This window comes from Nocardioides sp. B129/18 (assembly GCF_055282735.1).
On sequence record NZ_JBUZJI010000012.1, the window covers coordinates 2939 to 19853 of the forward strand.

Here is a 16915-nt window from a genome sequence, read left to right on the forward strand (position 1 = left end):
GTGCCAAGCGCACGATTACCCGGTCAGCCGGGTAATCGGGGCCTACCCCTCCCGCTCCAGCAGGAACCAGTAGTGCTGCCCGTCGACGAGCACCCCCTTGCCGTTCATCACCCCGAGGAGCGTGTCGGCGTCAACGGCCTTGAAGTGGTCGAGGACGGGCTGGCCGTCGTAGACCATCGTGGCCGTCACCTCGCCGCGGAACTCCACGGGCCACAGCGACGCCAACCCCTTGCCGAGCGGCTCGTTGGAGAACAACGCGCCGTCGTCGTCGCGGCAGACCAGCGGGTGCGCCTCGCGCACGGAGACGAACCGCTTGCCGTGCCAGCGGGAGGAGACCAGCAGGGCTCCGACGGGGTGGCCGGTGGCGAAGTCCGAGCCGCGCCAGGAGCCGAGGATCTCCTCGGGACGCACGGTCGGCAGCGCGGCCCACAGGGCGTCGAGCTCGGCGGGGTCGACGCGGTCGGCGGCCTGCAGCGCGGCCACCTGCTCGCGTGGGGTCATCGTCCCGTCCACACCGGCGGCCGCTTCTCGGCGAACGCGGTGGCCCCCTCGCGGGCGTCGTCGGAGCCCATCACCGGGCCGACGAGCTCGGCCTGACGCTGCCAGGCCTCCTCGAGGGTCCAGTCGGGGGCGGAGCGGGCGATCTGCTTGGAGACCGCGACGGCCAGCGGGCCGTTCTCGGCGATCCGCGCGGCCAGCGCCAGCGCGCCCTCCAGCGCGCCGCCGGCGTCGGTGAGCCGGTTGACCAGGCCCAGCTCGGCGGCGCGCTCGGCGGTGATGGGGTCGCCGGTGAGCAGCATCTCCAGGGCGATCGCCTGCGGGATGCGCTGCGGCAGCAGGATCGCGGCGCCCGCGGCGGCCACCAGCGCCCGCTTGACCTCCGGGACGCCGAAGCGCGCCTCGCGGGAGGCGACGACGAGGTCACAGGCCAGCGTCAGCTCGAAGCCGCCGGCCACCGCCCAGCCCTCGACGGCCGCGATCAGCGGCTTGCGCGGCGGGGCCTGCGTCAGGCCGCCCAGGCCGCGGTCGCCCACCAGCGGGACGTCACCGGTGAGGAACGCCTTGAGGTCCATGCCGGCCGAGAACGTGCCGCCCGCGCCGGTGAGGACGCCGACGCGCAGCGCGTCGGAGTCCTCCAGCTCGTCGATCGCCGCGGCGATCCCCCGGGCCACCGCGCCGTTGAGCGCGTTCTTCGCCTCGGGGCGGTTGATGGTGATCACCTGGACGCCGTCGCGGGCCTCGACCAGCACGGGCATGTCGTCGCTCATGGGGTCATGCTGGTGGGCTCAGCCCAGGTGCGCCAGACCCTCGACCAGATACGGCCCCACAGCCTCGCCGGCCCGCGCCGCGGCGTCGCTGCCGGCCGAGGCGCCCGCGCGGTGGCGGTGGTCGATGCCAGCCGCGATCACCGCGATCTTGAAGCAGCCCAGCGCCAGGTGGGACTCCCAGTCGACCAGCTCGACGCCGCCGGCCGCCTCGTACGCCGCGGCCAGGGCCGCGACGTCGGGCAGCAGGTCGCTGGTCCAGGCGGTGGGCTCGCCCATCACGAGGTCGAAGTAGGGGTGGCGGTAGACGCTCATCATCGCGACGTCGGCGACGGGATCGCCCAGCGTCGAGAGCTCCCAGTCGACGACGGCCGCCACCTGCGCGGAGGAGTCATCACCCAGGCGCAGCAGGGTGTTGTCGATGCGGTAGTCGCCGTGGACGACGCCGGTGGCGGCCTGCCGCGGCAGGGCGTCGGCGAGCCGCTGGGCCAGGCGGACGGCGTCCTCGCGCACGGCCTCGGGGAAGGCCGCGCCGACGATGTCCCACTGCCCGCTCCACCGCTTGAGCTGGCGGGCGGCGTAGCCGTCGGGACGCCCCAGCTCGCCGAGACCCACCTCCGCCGGCACCACGCGGTGCAGCGCGGCCAGGGTGCTCACCAGCGCCTCGACGGCGGCGTCGCGCTGCGCGGGGTCGAGGCCCTCGAAGTGCTCGCGCGACTGCACCGTGACGCCCTCGACGAAGCCGCACACCGCGAACGGGACGCCGAGCAGCGACTCGTCCTCGCACAGCGCGACGGCCGGGGCCACCGGCACCGGGGACGCGCCGAGACCGGCGACGATGCGCCACTCGCGGGCGACGTCGTGCGCCGAGGGGGTGCGGCCCGCGCGGGGCGGGGTGCGCATCACCCAGGCGGCGCCGGCGGCGTCGCTCAGCCTGTACGTCAGGTTCGAGCGACCGCCCGCGATCAGGCGCGCGCTCAGCGGGCCGGACACCGCGGTGCCGGCGTCGGCGATGACGCCGGCGACGGCGTCGAGGTCGGCCGCGCTCAGCTCGGGCACGGCGGCGACGGCGCTCATCCGCCGTGCTCGGCGGTGATCGCCCTGACCGCGCGCTTGGCGATCGACCAGCGGTGCACCTCCGAGGGGCCGTCGTAGATGCGGAAGGGCCGGATCTCGCGGGCGATGCGGGCGATCGGCAGCTCGGTGGAGACGCCCAGCCCGCCGCACATCTGCTGGGCGCGGTCGGCCACGCGGTGCAGCGCCTCGGCGGCGAAGGTCTTGGCGATCGAGGTCTCCTTCGAGGCACGCCCGCCGTCGTCGAGCACCCGGCAGGCCTCGAGCAGGAGGGCTCGGGTGGCGGCGAGGTCGATCTCGTTGTCGGCGATCAGCTGCTGCATCAGGCCGAGGTCGGAGAGGCGGGAGCCGAACGCCTCGCGGCCCGCGACGTGCGCGACGGCGACCTCGTGGGCGCGACGCGCGGCGCCGGTCCAGCGCATCACGTGGGTCATCCGGGCCGGACCGAGCCGCACCTGGGCGTAGCGGAAGCCCTCGTCGACGCCGCCGAGCACGTCGTCGTCGGGGACGAAGGCGTCGGTGAAGCTCATCTCGCAGTGGCCGCCGAGCATGGAGGTGTCGGTGGTGCCGACGTGACGCACGACCTCGAGCCCCTCGGTGTCGGCGGGCATGAGGAACATCGTGGCGCCGCCGCCCCCGCCGGGCTCCCCGGAGGTGCGCGCCATGGTGATGAAGAACGCCGCGCCGTCGGCACCGGTGATGAACCACTTGCGGCCGTTGACGACCCAGCCGCCGTCGACCTTCGTGGCCCGGGTGAGCAGCATCGACGGGTCCGCGCCGGCGCCCGGGGCGGGCTCGGTCATCGCGAACGCCGAGCGCACCTCGGCGCGGGCCAGCGGCGCCAGGTAGCGCTCGCGCTGGGCGGCGCTGGCGACGTGATCGAGCAGGTGCACGTTGCCCTCGTCGGGCGCGGCGACATGCGTGGCCAGCGGACCGAAGAGCCCGTAGCCGGCCTCCTCGAACACCCCCGCCCGCTCGACCATGCCCAGCCCCAGACCACCGAACTCGACGGGCGCGTGCGGCGCGAGCACCGCGGCGTCGCGGGCGGCGGCCTGCAGACGCGTCCGCAGCTCCTCGCCGCCGGCGGCCTCGACGTCGCCGTCGTGGGCGTCCTCGATCGGCAGCACGACGTCGCGCACGAACGCGGCGGTGCGCTCGCGCAGGGCGGCGACCTCGGCGAGCCGACCGGCGGATGCGGGGGTGGGCTCCGGCCGGGCAGCGGGGGCGGTGGTGGTCATGCGGGCCTCGCGATCGAACGGGGATGACCGAGCGAGCGATCGGTCGGCGCCCAGACTAGCCGCCCGCGGCCCCCGGCACCACGGTCGAGGCGGGCAGCGCCAGGGCCCGGGCGAGGGAGAGCTGACGGCGCACCACCTCGTCGGGCTCCTGCGGGCCGTCCTCGCGGTACCAGGTGGCCACGCCGATCGCGAGCGTCGAGATGGCCCGCGCGACGTCGCCCGGATACGGGGTGGTGAAGGAGCCCTGCGCGACGGCGTCCTCGATGGCGGCCACCACCATCGCCTGCTGGGCGTCGCGCAGACCCACCACCCGCGCGCGGGCCTCGGGCTCGAGGCTGCGCAGCTCCGAGGAGCCGACGAAGGCCTGCGCGCGACGCGCCATGTGGAAGCGCAGCAGCGACTCCACCACGAGGTCGAAGCGCGCCACCGGGTCGTCGCCGGCCTCCGCGAGCGCCGCGCTGCTGCGTCCGAGCAGCTCGGTCATCGTCGCCTCCATGAGGTCGACGAGGATCGCCTGCTTGGAGGGGTGGTGGTGGTAGACGCCCGGCACCGACAGGCCGCTGGCGGCGGCGAGATCGCGCACGGACGTGCCGTGATAGCCGTGCTCGACGAAGGTCTCCAGCGCCGCGGCGAGCACCCGCGAGAGCCGCGGCGGGCCGTAGACGCGCCAGTCCGACCAGTCGTCCCCGGCCGCCCCGGCCGCCCCGTCCGCGGGCGAGGCGGGATCGGCAGCGCGGACGACCTCGGGCTCGGGCATGACGGCGACTGTAGGCCCCCTCGCCGACACCGTGCAGGAGGGCTGGACCGGTCACGGTTTCGACACGACCCGGCCGCAGCCATCGCCGCGGGCACCGGGACGCTGCTTGGATCGGAGCGTGCCGAGCCTGCGTCATCAGTTCCTCGCCGCCGCCGTCCCGCGGGTGCGGCGCTCCCGCGAGCTGGACTCCGAGGAGCGTGAGCGCGAGCGCCTGCTGCGCTGGCAGGCCTCGCTCGACCACGCGCTGCCCACCGGTCTCGTGCCCGGGCTGGGCCGACGCTTCGAGCTCGTCACCGACCACGCCGCCGGGTTCCCCGTCCACACCCTCACCCCGCGCGGGGCGACGCCGGAGCGCACCATCGTGTGGATGCACGGCGGCGGCTTCGTCAGCGGCATCGACGCCTTCCACGTCCGCTACCTCGCGCGGCTGGGCCGCCGGCTGCGGGCGCGCGTCGTCATCCCCGACTACCCGCTGGCACCCGAGTTCACCTGGCGCGACTCCCATGACGCGCACGTCGCCCTCGTCGCCCGCTGGTGCGAGCAGGGCCCGGTGCTGCTGGGCGGCGACTCCGCCGGCGGCAACATCGCGCTGGCCGTCGCCCAGAGCCTGCGCGACGCCGGCCTGCCCACCCCCGAGCAGCTGCTGCTGCTCGCGCCGTGGGTCGACCTCACCACCTCGACGCCGTCGACCACCTGGTTCGCCGCGCGCGACCCCTGGCTGCGGCTGAGCAAGCTGCACGCCTACGCCGACTGGTGGGCCGGCACCCCGGCCGACCTCGACCGTCCCGAGGTCTCCCCCGCCCTCGGCGACCTCAACGGACTCCCGCCGACGCTGCTGCTGTGCGGCACCCGCGACCTCCTGCTGCCCGGCTGCCGCCTGCTGGTCTCCCGCGCCGCCGACGCCGACTGGCGGCTGATCTACCGCGAGGAGCCCGACCTCATCCACGTCTACCCGATCCTCCCGGGCATCCCCGAGGCGCGCCGGGCCTGGGCGCAGACCTCCGCCTTCCTCGACGGGCGTCGCGTCCCGGCCTGACCGCTGACCTGAGGCTGCTCACCCTCCCGCGCACCCCTGGTTCACCTGCTGCTCGCGTCCGCGTCACCCGCGCCTGATCGGGTCGGAGGCATGACCACTCGGACCCCCGCGCGCTCTCGGCGCGCCACCCGGCTGCTCGGCGCCCTGCTCGCCGGCGGCCTTCCCCTGATCGCCCTCACCGTCCCCGCCCAGGCCGACGGCGACGCCGCCGACGCAGCGCGCGGCGGCCGCGGCGAGCACGGCGGCACGCACGCCGTCCAGCAGCTGCGGCGCCCCCTCGTCATCGGCCACCGCGGCGCGTCGGGCTACCGCCCCGAGCACACGCTGGCCTCCTACCGCCTGGCCATCGCGATGGGCGCCGACTTCATCGAGCCCGACCTGGTCGCCACCAAGGACGGCGTGCTCGTCGCGCGTCACGAGAACGAGATCAGCACCACCACCGACGTCGCCGACCACCCCGAGTTCGCCGACCGCAAGACCACCAAGGTCGTCGACGGCGTCTCGGAGACCGGCTGGTTCACCGAGGACTTCACCTACGCCGAGCTGCGCACCCTGCGCGCCAAGGAGCGCCTGCCGCAGGTGCGTCCGGGCAACACCGTCTACGACGGCACGTACGAGATCCCGACCCTGCAGCAGGTCATCGACCTGGCCCGCAGCGAGTCGCGTCGCCTGCACCGCACCATCGCGATCGCCCCGGAGACCAAGCACCCCACCTACTTCGCCTCCATCGGCCTGCCGCTCGAGGGTCGCCTCGTCTCGGTGCTCCAGCGCAACCACCTCGACCAGCGCACCTCCCCCGTCGTCATCCAGAGCTTCGAGGTGGGCAACCTCCAACGCCTGCACCGGATGACCCCCGTGCCGCTGGTGCAGCTCGTCGACGCCGCCGGCGCCCCGTACGACCTCAAGGCCGCGGGCTCCTCGACGACCTACGCCGACCTGATCACCCCCGCCGGCCTGCGCGGCGTCGCCCGCTACGCCACCTGGCTGGCGCCCACCAAGACGCTGATCCTGCCGCGCGACGCCTCCGGCGCCACCGGTACGCCCAGCACCCTGGTGCCCGACGCCCACCGCGCCGGCCTGCGCGTCGTCACCTGGACGCTGCGCGTGGAGAACCAGTTCCTGCCGACGAACTTCCAGCGCGGCACCGACCCCAACGCCCGCGGCGACCTCGCCGGCGAGACCAAGGCCCTGCTCGACGCCGGCGTCGACTCGGTCTTCTCCGACAACCCCGACATCGCCGTCTCGGCCCGCGACGCGTGGGTGCGGGCGCGCTCGGGCCACGGCGGTCACGGCGGCCACGGCGGTCAGCACGGCCACCGCGCGGACGCTCGCGCGCAGGCTGCCCGCTGACGTCCTCGTCCCCGGTCCCGGCCGGCGTCGTCGCCCGCTCCCTGGGCACGGCGCCGGCCGGCTGCGTCCGATCGCTCGGCGCGCCCGTCGGTCAGCCTGCGGACGGCTAGGGTGCTGGCCATGGAGCTGATCCGCCGGCCGATCGCCTACCTGCTCCTCGGCGCCGTCGTGTGGCTCGTGGCCGGCCAGGCCAGCCACTCCGCCGCCGCCGCCGGCCACGTCGGGGCGTACACCGTCGCCGTGCTCATCGCCGCCGCCGGGTTCGTGCTGGCCGCGGTCGCGCTCGGCGTGGTGATCTGGACCGTCGTCCGACCCGGCCGCCGGTAGTCCGTCGTCCACAGGCCGGCGTCGGACTCGGCCTGACTTGGCACGCGAACTGTGCGCTTGGCACGGGACATGTCCCGTGCCAAGCGCACGATTACCCGGCCAGCCGGGTAATTGGGGCACCCGCCATCCACAGGCCCGACGACACCGCCCCAGGAGCGACGCTCACCCCACGCGGTACCGCACGGCGTCGTCGACGAGACCCGCCCGAGCGGCCCGCCCCTGCGCCACCAGCAGGTCGAGGTGGGCCTTGGTCTCCATGGCGGCCATGCCCTGGCTGAAGGGGTCGAGCTCGGTGAAGTCACGCTCGTGACGCGTCCAGCCGAGCTGGCGCGCGACGTCGTAGGAGCTCTGCTCGCCGCCGGCGAGGGCGGCCAGGGAGAGGTCGAGGCGGCGCTCGTGATGGGCGACGAGCTCGTCGACGCGGGCGTGCGAGGACGGCGCCACCGGTCCGTGGGCGGGCAGGATCCGCAGGTCGGGCAGCGAGCGCACCTTGGCCAGCGAGGCCAGGAAGTCGCCCAGCGGCTGCTCGACCGGCGGCACGGTGAAGCCGATGGAGGGCGTGATGGTGGGCAGCACGTGGTCGCCGGCGAAGAGCAGTCCGGCGGCGCGGTCGGCGTAGACGTAGTGGCCCGGCGTGTGGCCGGGGGTGTGGACGGCGTCGAGCGTGCGGGCGCCGACGGCGATCTCGGCGTCGCCCTCCAGCCAGGTGTCGGGGTAGGCCCACATCGCGGGGTCGGGCTCCTCGCGGTCGTCGTCCATGCGCGCCCACATCTCGGCGAGGTCGTGCGCGCCGGCGGTGACGAGCACCCGCGTGAAGGGGTTCTCGGTGAGGTCGTCGACGTGGTTGAGCAGGTGCAGGCCCGGCTCCTCGTCGCGGCCCAGGGCGACGTCGACGCCGAGCTCGGTGCCCAGCACCCGCGCCATCGTGTAGTGGTCGCGGTGGATGTGGGTCACCAGGAACCGGCGGATGTCGCCGAACCCGGAGCCCACCGAGCGCAGGCACCGGTCGAGCAGCTCGCGGGCCTCGGGGATCGCCCAGCCGCCGTCGACGAGCGTGAGGCCGTCGTCGGTGGCGATGACGTAGACGTTGATGGCCTTCAGGCCGTCCATCGGCAGCGGCAGCGGGATGCGCCACAGCCCCGGCTCGACCTCCCAGGCCCCCTCGTCGCTCCAGTGCCGGCCGGAGTCCGGCGAGATCGCGGCGGCGGTGGGGACGCCGGTGGGCGGAGCGCTGTCGGGGATCACGGGCGCGACTCTAGGCCGACGGCGATGCCGGGGCCGGAGCGACGTCCGGAAGGGCGAGGTCGAGGTTGGGCTGCTGGATGCCGCCGTCGATCTCCAGGAGCTTGCCGGTGACGTACTGCCCGGCGCGGCTGGCGAGGTAGAGCACCCCGGCGGCGATGTCCTCGGCCTCCCCGACGCGGCCCAGCGGCGTCTTGGTCTCCATCTGGTCCATCATCTCCGGCACGCCGGCGACGAACTCCAGCGCGGAGGTCATCACCGAGCCGACGTAGATGCCGTTGACGCGGATGCCGGGCGCGAGGTCGGTGGCGGCCAGCCGGGTCCAGTGCGCGAGCGCGGCCTTCGCGACGCCGTAGGCGAGGTAGCCGCGGCCGGCGGCGCGGCCCATCATCGAGGAGATCCCGACGATCGACTTCTGCCCCTCGGGCGCGGCCGCCAGCATCAGCGGGACGGCCGCCCGGCTGAGCGCGTGGGCGGTGGAGACGTTGAAGTGGAACGCCTCCTCGAGGTAGGCGACGTCGGTGTCGAGGAAGGCGTTGGGGATGGTGCCGCCGACGTTGTTGACCACCGTGTCGAGCCGGCCGAACTCCTCGAAGGCCGCGTGGGCCAGGTTCGCGACGGCCTCGGTGTCGGCCAGGTCGGCGGGCACGATCAGCGCCCGGCGTCCGGCCGCCTCGATCGCCTCGGCGACGACGCCGAGCTGGCTGGCGGTGCGCGAGGAGATGACGACGTCGGCCCCGGCCTGCGCGAGCGCCACCGCGGTGGCGGCGCCGATGCCGCGTCCGGCGCCGGTGACCACCGCGACGTGGTCGGTGAGGGAGAAGCGGTCGAGGATGCTCATCGGGCGTCCTTCCGGGTCGTGCCGGTCACCAGGCCGCGGCCGGTGACGAGCGGCAGGTCGAGGGCGGTGACCAGACCCGGCTGCGCGGCGCAGACCGCGGGCAGGGCGTTCACCAGGCGCTGGGCGGTGGTGATCATGCCGCTGACGTTGTGGTCGCCGTGCTCGCCGTGGTGCACGAGGTCGACGGTCATCATCGGCTCGCCGGTGATGCGCACCCGGTAGCAGCCGTCGGTGCCGGCGGGCGGACGCTCCCAGTCGTCGTGGGCGGCGGGGTCGGTGCGGGTGACGTGCTCGAGCACCACGCGCGGGACGCCGTCGACGGCCCCGATGAGCTGGAACCGCACGGCGCCCATCGTCCCGGTGGCGATGTCGCCGGACACGCTGGGAGTGTCGCGCTCGGCCGGGCGTCGCTCGACCTCCTCGATCAGCGGCTCGTCGAGCGTGACGCCCAGGCCCGCGGCGATCTGACGGACGACGCTGCCCCACGCCATCGCGAGGATGCCCGGCTGCCAGAGCATGCCGACCTCCTCCATCGGGCGCCCGAAGCCGAACAGGTCGCCCATGACGACCGGCTGGTAGTAGGTGGAGTAGTCGCAGACCTCCATGACGCGCACCTCGTCGATGCGCTGGGAGAGGCTGGTCATCACCAGCGGCAGCACGTCGTTGGCGAAGCCGGGGTCGATGCCGTTGACGTGCAGCGAGGCGTCGCCGCGGCGTCCGGCGGCCTGGATCCGCTCGATCATGTCCTCGGGCAGGATCCGCTCGGGCCACTGCAGCAGCACCGGCCCGGAGCTGACGACGTTGACGCCGTTCTCGATCATCCAGACCAGGTCCTCGATCGCCTCGAAGGGCCGGTCGTCGGTCATGGCGGTGTGGACGATCGCGTCGGGCCGCAGCGCGAGGAGCGCCTCGCGGTCGGTGGTGGCGCGGATGCCGAGCTCGCGCCCGAGCTCGGCGAGCGTCCCGACGTCCTGCCCGTCCTTGGCGGCGCTGGAGACCCACACCCCCACCAGCTCGAGGTCGGGGTGGGCGTCGACGCCCTTGATGGCGTGCCGTCCGACGGTCCCGGTGGACCAGACGACGACGCGCAGCGGCTTCTCGGGCACGACCAGCGACATGGCCGTAACCTAGAACACGTTCTAGAAATGCGCCAGGGTGTCGGCGTCAGGCGGCATGTAACGCGGAGTCCCGCGCACTTCCCACCGGTCATAACCGGGGGCCAGTGCACGGGACTCCGCGTCACAAGCGCTCGGGGCCGCGCACCGCCAGCACCGGACCGGCGATCGGGCAGTGCGTGCCGGCCTGCGAGTAGATCGTCGGCATGCAGCGGTTGCAGTGGATGCAGACGCCGGCCTCGGCACGGCCGGCCGCCAGGCGGTTGACGAGGTCCGGCTCGCGCAGCACCGCGCGTCCCATCGCGACGAAGTCGAAGCCGAGCTCCATGGCCCGCTCCATCGTCTCGGTGCGGTTGATGCCGCCGAGCAGCATGAGCGGCAGGTCCACGGCCTCGCGGAAGCGCAGCGCGCGCTCGAGGAAGTAGGCCTCCTCGAACGGGTAGGCCTTGAGGAACGAGCGGCCGACGGGAGTGCGCATGCCCATCCGCACCAGCCACGGCATGGACGCGGCGAACTCCTTGACCGGCGCCTCGCCGCGGAAGAGGTACATCGGGTTCATCAGCGAGGAGCCGCCGGAGAGCTGGAGCGCGTCGACGGTGCCGTCGGCCTCGAGCATCCGGGCCAGCTCGACGCCCTCGTCGGTGGTGACGCCGCCCTTGAACCCGTCGGAGGTCGAGACCTTCGCGGTGACGGCCACCTCGTCGCCGACCTCCTCGCGCACCGCCCGCGCCACCTGACGCGCCAGCCGGGTGCGGTTCTCCAGCGACCCGCCCCAGCGGTCCCTGCGGCGATTGAGGCCCGGGGCGAGGAAGGAGGAGATGAGGTAGCTGTGCGCCATGTGCAGCTCGAGCACGTCGAACCCGGCGCGCACGAGCACGCGGGCGCCGTCGACGTAGGCGCGGGTGATGCGCGTGAGGTCGGCCTCGGTGGCCGAGCGGATCATCTGCATCGACAGCGGGCTCGGCATCCGCGAGGCCGCCAGCGCGTGGACGCCGTTCGACCGGCCGTTCGCGACGGGTCCGGCGTGCCCCACCTGGCCGGCGATCTTGGCGCCGGTGGCGTGGACGGCGTCAGCCAGGCGCGCGAGGCCGGGCAGGGTGTCCTCGCCGAGGACGATCACCTCGCGGTGCGTGCGGCCCTCGGGGGCGACGGCGAGGTAGGCCACCGTCGTCAGGCCGATGCCGCCGCGGGCCACGGCGAGGTGGTACTCGATGAGCCGATCGGTCACCTGGCCCTCGGGCGTCGCGCCCTCGAAGGTGGCCGCCTTGACGGTGCGGTTGCGCAGCGCGATCGGGCCGAGGGTGGTGGGCGCGAAGACGTCGGGGGCGGTCACGGCGTCACGATAGCGCCGGAACGAGAACGTGTTCTAGTGATCGAGACGGGCAGGATGTCGCCGTGTCGACATTCCGGCCCAGCCGCCCCGATCCGCTTGTGGCGCGCCTGCGCGCGGCCGGGTGCGTCTTCGCCGAGGAGGAGGCGCGGCTGCTGCGCGCGGCCGACGCACCCGACCTCGAGGCCCTCGTCGTCCGCCGGATCGCAGGCGAGCCGCTGGAGACGGTCCTCGGCTGGGCCGAGCTCGACGGGCTGCGGATCCCGGCCGCACCGGGCGCGTTCGTGCCGCGCCAGCGCTCGCTGCTGCTCGTCGAGCTCGCGGCCGCACGGGCTGTGCCGGGCGACGTCGTCCTCGACCTGTGCTGCGGCACCGGGGCGCTCGGCGCCGCGGTGGCCCGACGCGTTCCCGGCGTCGAGCTGTGGTCGGCCGACCTCGACCCCGTCGCCCTGGCCTGCGCCCGCGCCCACCTGCCGCCCGAGCGCGTCCTCGAGGGCGACCTGTGGGACGCCGTCCCGACGCACCTGCGCGGACGCCTGGCCGTCGTCGTCTGCAACGCGCCCTACGTGCCCAGCGACGCCGTCCCGGCGATGCCGCGCGAGGCCCGCGAGCACGAGCACCGACTCGCCCTCGACGGCGGCCCCGACGGCCTGGCGCTCCACCGGCGCATCCTGGCCGACGCGCCCGCGTGGCTGCGTCCGGACGGCGCGGTGGTCACCGAGTGCGCCCCAGCGCAGACCGCCACGCTCCTCGAGATCGTCGCCCGGCACGGGCTCGTCGGCACCGTGCACCGCGACGACGAGCGCGGCGCGTGCGCCGTCAGCATCCGGCGTCCGGCCCCCTGAGCGCGCCCCATCCGCCACACTGGTGCGCGATGAGCCCCACCAGCCAGCGCCGCGACCCCATCCGCGAGGCCCACCGTCAGTGGACCGCGCACGGCTGGGGCGACGCCGCCGACGGCATGGCGATGGTGACCTCGCTGGTGCGCACCACCCAGCTGGCGATGGAGCGCATCGACGCCGTCCTGCGCCCCCTCGACCTCACCTTCGCCCGCTACGAGGTGCTGCAGCTGCTGGCGTTCTCCTCCCGCGGGCAGATGCCGATGATGAAGCTCGGCTCGCTGCTGCAGGTGCACCCCACGTCGGTCACCAGCGCCGTCGACCGCCTCGAGCGGCAGGGCTTCGTCGAGCGGGTGCGCAGCGACGTCGACCGCCGCATCGTCCTGGCCTGCCTCACCGACGCGGGCCGCGCCATCGTCGCCCGCGCCACCGACGGCCTCAACCGCGACGTCTTCGGCTCCCCCGGCCTCGACCACGACCAGATCGCCCGCCTCTCCGGGCTGCTGCGGGAGCTGCGGGCCGCGGGTGGGGACGTCGTCGACTGACGGCCCGGGCGGTTTCCCCGGTCGACCGGGGAAACCCTCGAGTGACAGGCGAAGCATCGCCCACCATCCGCAGGGATCGCCCATCCTGAGCCCCGCGGCACTGGTCCGAACCGGCACGTCCGAGCCCTTCCGCTCCGATGCTTGGACGTCCTACAATCGAATGGTTGGACATCCAACCTTTTGACGCCGACCTTCCCCGGAGCACCCGTGAACGACGCCCCCGCCCTGCACGTCCCCCGCAACCCCGTGCGGCTGGTGACGGCCTCGAGCCTCTTCGACGGCCACGACGCCTCCATCAACATCATGCGGCGGATCTTCCAGAGCCAGGGCTGCGAGGTCATCCACCTGGGCCACAACCGCTCGGTGCAGGAGGTCGTCGACGCCGCGCTTGAGGAGGACGTCCACGGCGTCGCGGTCTCCAGCTACCAGGGCGGCCACGTCGAGTACTTCGAGTACCTCGTCGAGCGGCTGCGCGAGGCCGGCGCCGGGCACGTCAAGGTCGTCGGCGGCGGCGGGGGCGTCATCGTCCCGGCCGAGATCGCACGGCTGCGCGCCAGCGGCGTCACCATCTTCTCCCCCGAGGACGGCCAGCGCCTCGGCCTGGCCGGCATGGTCAACACCGTCGTCCGCGAGTGCGACCACGACCTGTGGGCGCAGGGCCCCGTCGACGCCGAGCAGGTGCTCGCCGGCGACCGCCGCGCCGTCGCCCGCGCCATCACCGGCGCCGAGCTCGGCACCCTGCCGCCGGCCATGCTCGACGCCCTGCGCGCGGCCCGCTCGCACCGTCCCGTCCTCGGCATCACCGGCACCGGCGGCTCGGGCAAGTCCTCCCTCACCGACGAGCTCGTCCGGCGCCTGCGCGTCGACCAGCAGGACAAGCTGCGCGTCGCGGTCATCGCCGTCGACCCCACCCGCCGCAAGGGCGGCGGCGCGCTGCTCGGCGACCGCATCCGCATGAACAGCCTCGACGGCGACCGCGTCCTGTTCCGCTCCCTGGCCACCCGAGGCGCCCACGAGCTGCCCGACCACCTCGACGACGTCCTCACCGTCGTCCGCGCCGCCGGGTTCGACCTCGTCATCGTCGAGACCCCCGGCATCGGCCAGGGCGACGCCGCCATCGTCCCGTTCGTCGACTCCTCCCTCTACGTCATGACGCCGGAGTTCGGCGCCGCCTCGCAGCTGGAGAAGATCGACATGCTCGACTTCGCCGACGTCGTGGCCATCAACAAGTTCGAGCGCCGCGGCGCCGAGGACGCCCTGCGCGACGTCGGCCGCCAGCTGGTGCGCAACCGCGAGGCCTTCGGCTCCCAGCCCTCCGACATGCCGGTCTTCGGCACCTCGGCGGCCACCTTCGACGACGACGGCGTCACCGCGCTCTACCAGCACCTGCGCGACCTGCTCGTCGAGAAGGGCCTCCCGGCCGCCGAGGGCACCTTGGCGCCGGTGGCCCACAAGACCTCCACCCGCATCCGCCAGCTCGTCCCGGCCAGCCGCGTGCGCTACCTCGCGGAGATCTCCGAGACCGTCCGCGGCTACCACGCCCGCACCACCGAGCTGGCCCACGCCGCGCGCCGCGTCCAGCGCCTGGCGGCGGTGGCCTACGAGCTCACCGAGCGCGCCGAGATCGACGCCCTGCTCGCCGACGCCCGCGCCGACCTCCCCCGCGAGATCCGCGACCAGATCGACGGGTGGCCGGCCGTCGTCGAGCAGTACGCCGCCGCCCCGCGGCGCACCTCGCTCTCGGGCAACGAGATCCCGAAGGTGGCGCTGCCGCGCTACGAGGACCACGGCGAGCTCGTCCGGTTCTGGCGCAGCGAGAACCTGCCCGGCCGCTACCCCTTCACCGCCGGCGTCTTCCCGTTCAAGCGCGAGGGCGAGGACCCCGCCCGCATGTTCGCCGGCGAGGGCGACCCCGGCCGCACCAACCGCCGCTTCAAGGTGCTCTCCGAGGGCCAGCCGGCCACCCGGCTCTCCACCGCCTTCGACTCCGTCACCCTCTACGGTCGCGACCCCGACGAGCGTCCCGACGTCTACGGCAAGGTCGGCACCTCGGGCGTCAGCGTCGCCACGTTGCAGGACATGCACGACCTCTACCACGGCTTCGACCTCCTGGCGCCCACCACCAGCGTCTCGATGACCATCAACGGCCCCGCGCCCACCGTCCTGGCGTTCTTCCTCAACACCGTCCTCGACCAGGCGCGCGAGCGCGGCGTCGACCCAGCCGAGGCGCTGCGCACCGTCCGCGGCACCGTGCAGGCCGACATCCTCAAGGAGGACCAGGGCCAGAACACCTGCCTGTTCTCCACCGAGTTCTCGCTGCGCTGCATGGCCGACATCCAGCAGTGGTTCATCGAGCGCGACGTCCGCAACTTCTACTCGGTGAGCATCTCCGGCTATCACATCGCCGAGGCCGGGGCGAACCCCATCAGCCAGCTGGCCTTCACCCTCGCCAACGGCTTCACCTACGTCGAGTCCTACCTCGCGCGCGGCATGGACGTCGACGACTTCGCGCCCAACCTGTCGTTCTTCTTCTCCAACGGCATGGACCCCGAGTACTCCGTCATCGGACGCGTCGCGCGGCGCATCTGGGCGGTGGCGATGAAGGAGCGCTACGGCGCGAACGAGCGCAGCCAGAAGCTGAAGTACCACGTGCAGACCTCCGGCCGCTCCCTGCACGCGCAGGAGATGGACTTCAACGACATCCGCACCACCCTGCAGGCGCTCATCGCGATCTACGACAACGCCAACAGCCTGCACACCAACGCCTACGACGAGGCCGTCACGACCCCCACCGAGGAGTCGGTGCGCCGCGCGCTGGCGATCCAGCTGATCATCAACCGCGAGTGGGGTCTGGCGATGAACGAGAACCCGCTCCAGGGCTCGTTCATCATCGACGAGCTCACCGACCTCGTCGAGGAGGCCGTGCTGCTGGAGTTCGACCGCATCAACGAGCGCGGCGGCGTCCTCGGCGCCATGGAGACCGGCTACCAGCGCGGCCGCATCCAGGACGAGTCGATGCTCTACGAGCACCGCAAGCACGACGGCTCGCTGCCGATCATCGGCGTCAACACCTTCCGCAGCCCGCACGCCGACGACGCCGAGCCGCAGGAGATCGAGCTCGCCCGCGCCACCGAGGCCGAGAAGACCTCCCAGCTCCAGCGCGTCCGCGCCTTCCAGGCCGAGCACGCCGAGGAGGCCCAGCAGGCGCTGGCCCGCCTCAAGGCCGCGGCGACGTCCGGGGAGAACGTCTTCGCCGTGCTCATGGACGCCGCGCGGGTCTGCACGCTGGGCCAGGTCACCGAGGCGTTCTTCGAGGTGGGCGGCGCCTACCGTCGCAACGTGTGAGCGCCTAGGGTCGCCTCTCGTGACCACCACGCACCCCACCTACGACCAGCTCGCCGACCTGCCCGCCTACGCGGAGCAGCCGGTCCCCGTCGCCTTCGAGGACTCCAACGGCCACCTCAACGTGCGCCACTACCTCGGCATCGGCAGCGAGGGCCTCGACGAGTCCCTCGTCGACCTCGGCATCCCGCAGAACTGGCCGCTGGTCGCCGGTCACGCCTGCTTCTCCGCCGAGCACCACGTCTGGTACCTCGCCGAGCTGCGCACCGGCGACCGGATGTCGGTGCGGGTGCGCCTGCTCGGCCGCTCCGAGCGGGCCGCCCACGCGCTGGTCTACATCCTCGACGAGACCCACCAGCGGGTCTCCTGCGTCTTCGAGGAGATCTTCCTCCACATCGACCTCGGCGACCGCCTCACCGCCCCCTGGCCCGGCGACGTCGCCGCCGCCCTCGACGCCCGCATCGCCGAGCACGCCGGCCTCGACTGGGAGCCGGCCACCTCGGGCGTCATCGCCCTGCGCTGAGCGCTCTGTGCGGATGCCCCCGGCGGCATGCCAGTTTCCCCGGATATCCGGGGAAACTGCCCCCGCGTGACGTGTCTCGCAGGTCTCGACG

Annotated in this window: 16 protein-coding genes; 7 read left to right on the forward strand and 9 right to left on the reverse strand. The window is 73.8% G+C overall.

All coding sequences use genetic code 11. The features are described 5' to 3' along the window. Positions 1-42: 42 nt before the first annotated feature. Genes ACZDWJ_RS10480 through ACZDWJ_RS10500 form a run of 5 tightly spaced genes read right to left on the reverse strand, consistent with a single transcriptional unit; the run spans position 43 to position 4334 of the window. Entirely contained in the window at positions 43-501 is a 459-nt protein-coding gene (locus ACZDWJ_RS10480; RefSeq protein WP_463520899.1) for a DUF4334 domain-containing protein, read from the reverse strand. Further along, positions 498-1268 (reverse strand): crotonase/enoyl-CoA hydratase family protein, encoded by a 771-nt coding sequence (locus ACZDWJ_RS10485; protein ID WP_463520900.1) that lies wholly within the window; start codon positions 1266-1268, stop codon positions 498-500. Before ACZDWJ_RS10485 ends, ACZDWJ_RS10480 begins: the two co-directional genes overlap by 4 nt. Before the next feature lie 18 nt (positions 1269-1286). Beyond that, positions 1287-2342: a phosphotransferase family protein gene (locus ACZDWJ_RS10490; RefSeq protein ID WP_463520901.1), complete on the reverse strand. Its 1056-nt coding sequence runs from the start codon at positions 2340-2342 to the stop codon at positions 1287-1289. Further along, the gene (locus ACZDWJ_RS10495) at positions 2339-3577 is read right to left on the reverse strand and encodes an acyl-CoA dehydrogenase family protein (RefSeq protein WP_463520902.1); all 1239 of its coding nucleotides are present in this window, start codon (positions 3575-3577) and stop codon (positions 2339-2341) included. Before ACZDWJ_RS10495 ends, ACZDWJ_RS10490 begins: the two co-directional genes overlap by 4 nt. 55 nt (positions 3578-3632) lie before the next feature. Then, on the reverse strand, positions 3633-4334 hold the full coding sequence (locus ACZDWJ_RS10500; protein ID WP_463520903.1) for a TetR/AcrR family transcriptional regulator: 702 nt from the start codon (positions 4332-4334) through the stop codon (positions 3633-3635). Between the two features lie 118 nt (positions 4335-4452). On the opposite strand from ACZDWJ_RS10500, the gene ACZDWJ_RS10505 reads away from it, so the two are divergent. The 3 genes from ACZDWJ_RS10505 to ACZDWJ_RS10515 all read left to right on the forward strand — a co-directional run bounded on the left by ACZDWJ_RS10505 (position 4453) and on the right by ACZDWJ_RS10515 (position 7047). After that, complete coding sequence (locus tag ACZDWJ_RS10505) at positions 4453-5370, forward strand: alpha/beta hydrolase fold domain-containing protein (RefSeq protein ID WP_463520904.1); 918 nt, start codon at positions 4453-4455, stop codon at positions 5368-5370. Positions 5371-5460: 90 nt separating this feature from the next. Continuing rightward, positions 5461-6720 carry a glycerophosphodiester phosphodiesterase gene (locus ACZDWJ_RS10510; protein ID WP_463520905.1) on the forward strand — a complete coding sequence of 420 codons (1260 nt, stop codon included), beginning with the start codon at positions 5461-5463 and terminating at the stop codon, positions 6718-6720. 120 nt (positions 6721-6840) lie between these two features. After that, a complete protein-coding gene (locus ACZDWJ_RS10515; RefSeq protein WP_463520906.1) occupies positions 6841-7047 on the forward strand; it encodes a hypothetical protein in 207 nt (68 codons plus the stop codon). A 162-nt stretch (positions 7048-7209) separates the two neighbouring features. Here ACZDWJ_RS10515 and ACZDWJ_RS10520 read toward each other — a convergent pair whose 3' ends face one another. The 4 genes from ACZDWJ_RS10520 to ACZDWJ_RS10535 form a co-directional block, all read right to left on the reverse strand. After that, complete coding sequence (locus ACZDWJ_RS10520; protein WP_463520907.1) at positions 7210-8292, reverse strand: MBL fold metallo-hydrolase; 1083 nt, start codon at positions 8290-8292, stop codon at positions 7210-7212. Between the two features lie 10 nt (positions 8293-8302). Next, positions 8303-9130, reverse strand: a complete 828-nt coding sequence (locus ACZDWJ_RS10525; protein WP_463520908.1) for an SDR family oxidoreductase — start codon at positions 9128-9130, stop codon at positions 8303-8305. Further along, positions 9127-10248, reverse strand: coding sequence for an NAD(P)H-dependent amine dehydrogenase family protein (locus tag ACZDWJ_RS10530; protein ID WP_463520909.1), 1122 nt, complete (start codon positions 10246-10248; stop codon positions 9127-9129). Before ACZDWJ_RS10530 ends, ACZDWJ_RS10525 begins: the two co-directional genes overlap by 4 nt. A 121-nt stretch (positions 10249-10369) precedes the next feature. Continuing rightward, positions 10370-11578 (reverse strand): oxidoreductase, encoded by a 1209-nt coding sequence (locus ACZDWJ_RS10535; RefSeq protein ID WP_463520910.1) that lies wholly within the window; start codon positions 11576-11578, stop codon positions 10370-10372. 62 nt (positions 11579-11640) lie between these two features. Between ACZDWJ_RS10535 and ACZDWJ_RS10540 the strand changes: the two genes are divergently transcribed. From ACZDWJ_RS10540 to ACZDWJ_RS10555, 4 genes are all read left to right on the forward strand, one after another. Next, complete coding sequence (locus ACZDWJ_RS10540) at positions 11641-12420, forward strand: putative protein N(5)-glutamine methyltransferase (protein ID WP_463520911.1); 780 nt, start codon at positions 11641-11643, stop codon at positions 12418-12420. Between the two features lie 29 nt (positions 12421-12449). After that, positions 12450-12959 (forward strand): MarR family winged helix-turn-helix transcriptional regulator, encoded by a 510-nt coding sequence (locus tag ACZDWJ_RS10545; protein ID WP_463520912.1) that lies wholly within the window; start codon positions 12450-12452, stop codon positions 12957-12959. 207 nt (positions 12960-13166) lie between these two features. Continuing rightward, positions 13167-16304, forward strand: a complete 3138-nt coding sequence (gene icmF, locus ACZDWJ_RS10550; RefSeq protein ID WP_463520913.1) for a fused isobutyryl-CoA mutase/GTPase IcmF — start codon at positions 13167-13169, stop codon at positions 16302-16304. Between the two features lie 19 nt (positions 16305-16323). Continuing rightward, entirely contained in the window at positions 16324-16824 is a 501-nt protein-coding gene (locus tag ACZDWJ_RS10555) for a thioesterase family protein (RefSeq protein ID WP_463520914.1), read from the forward strand. Positions 16825-16915 lie beyond the last annotated feature (91 nt).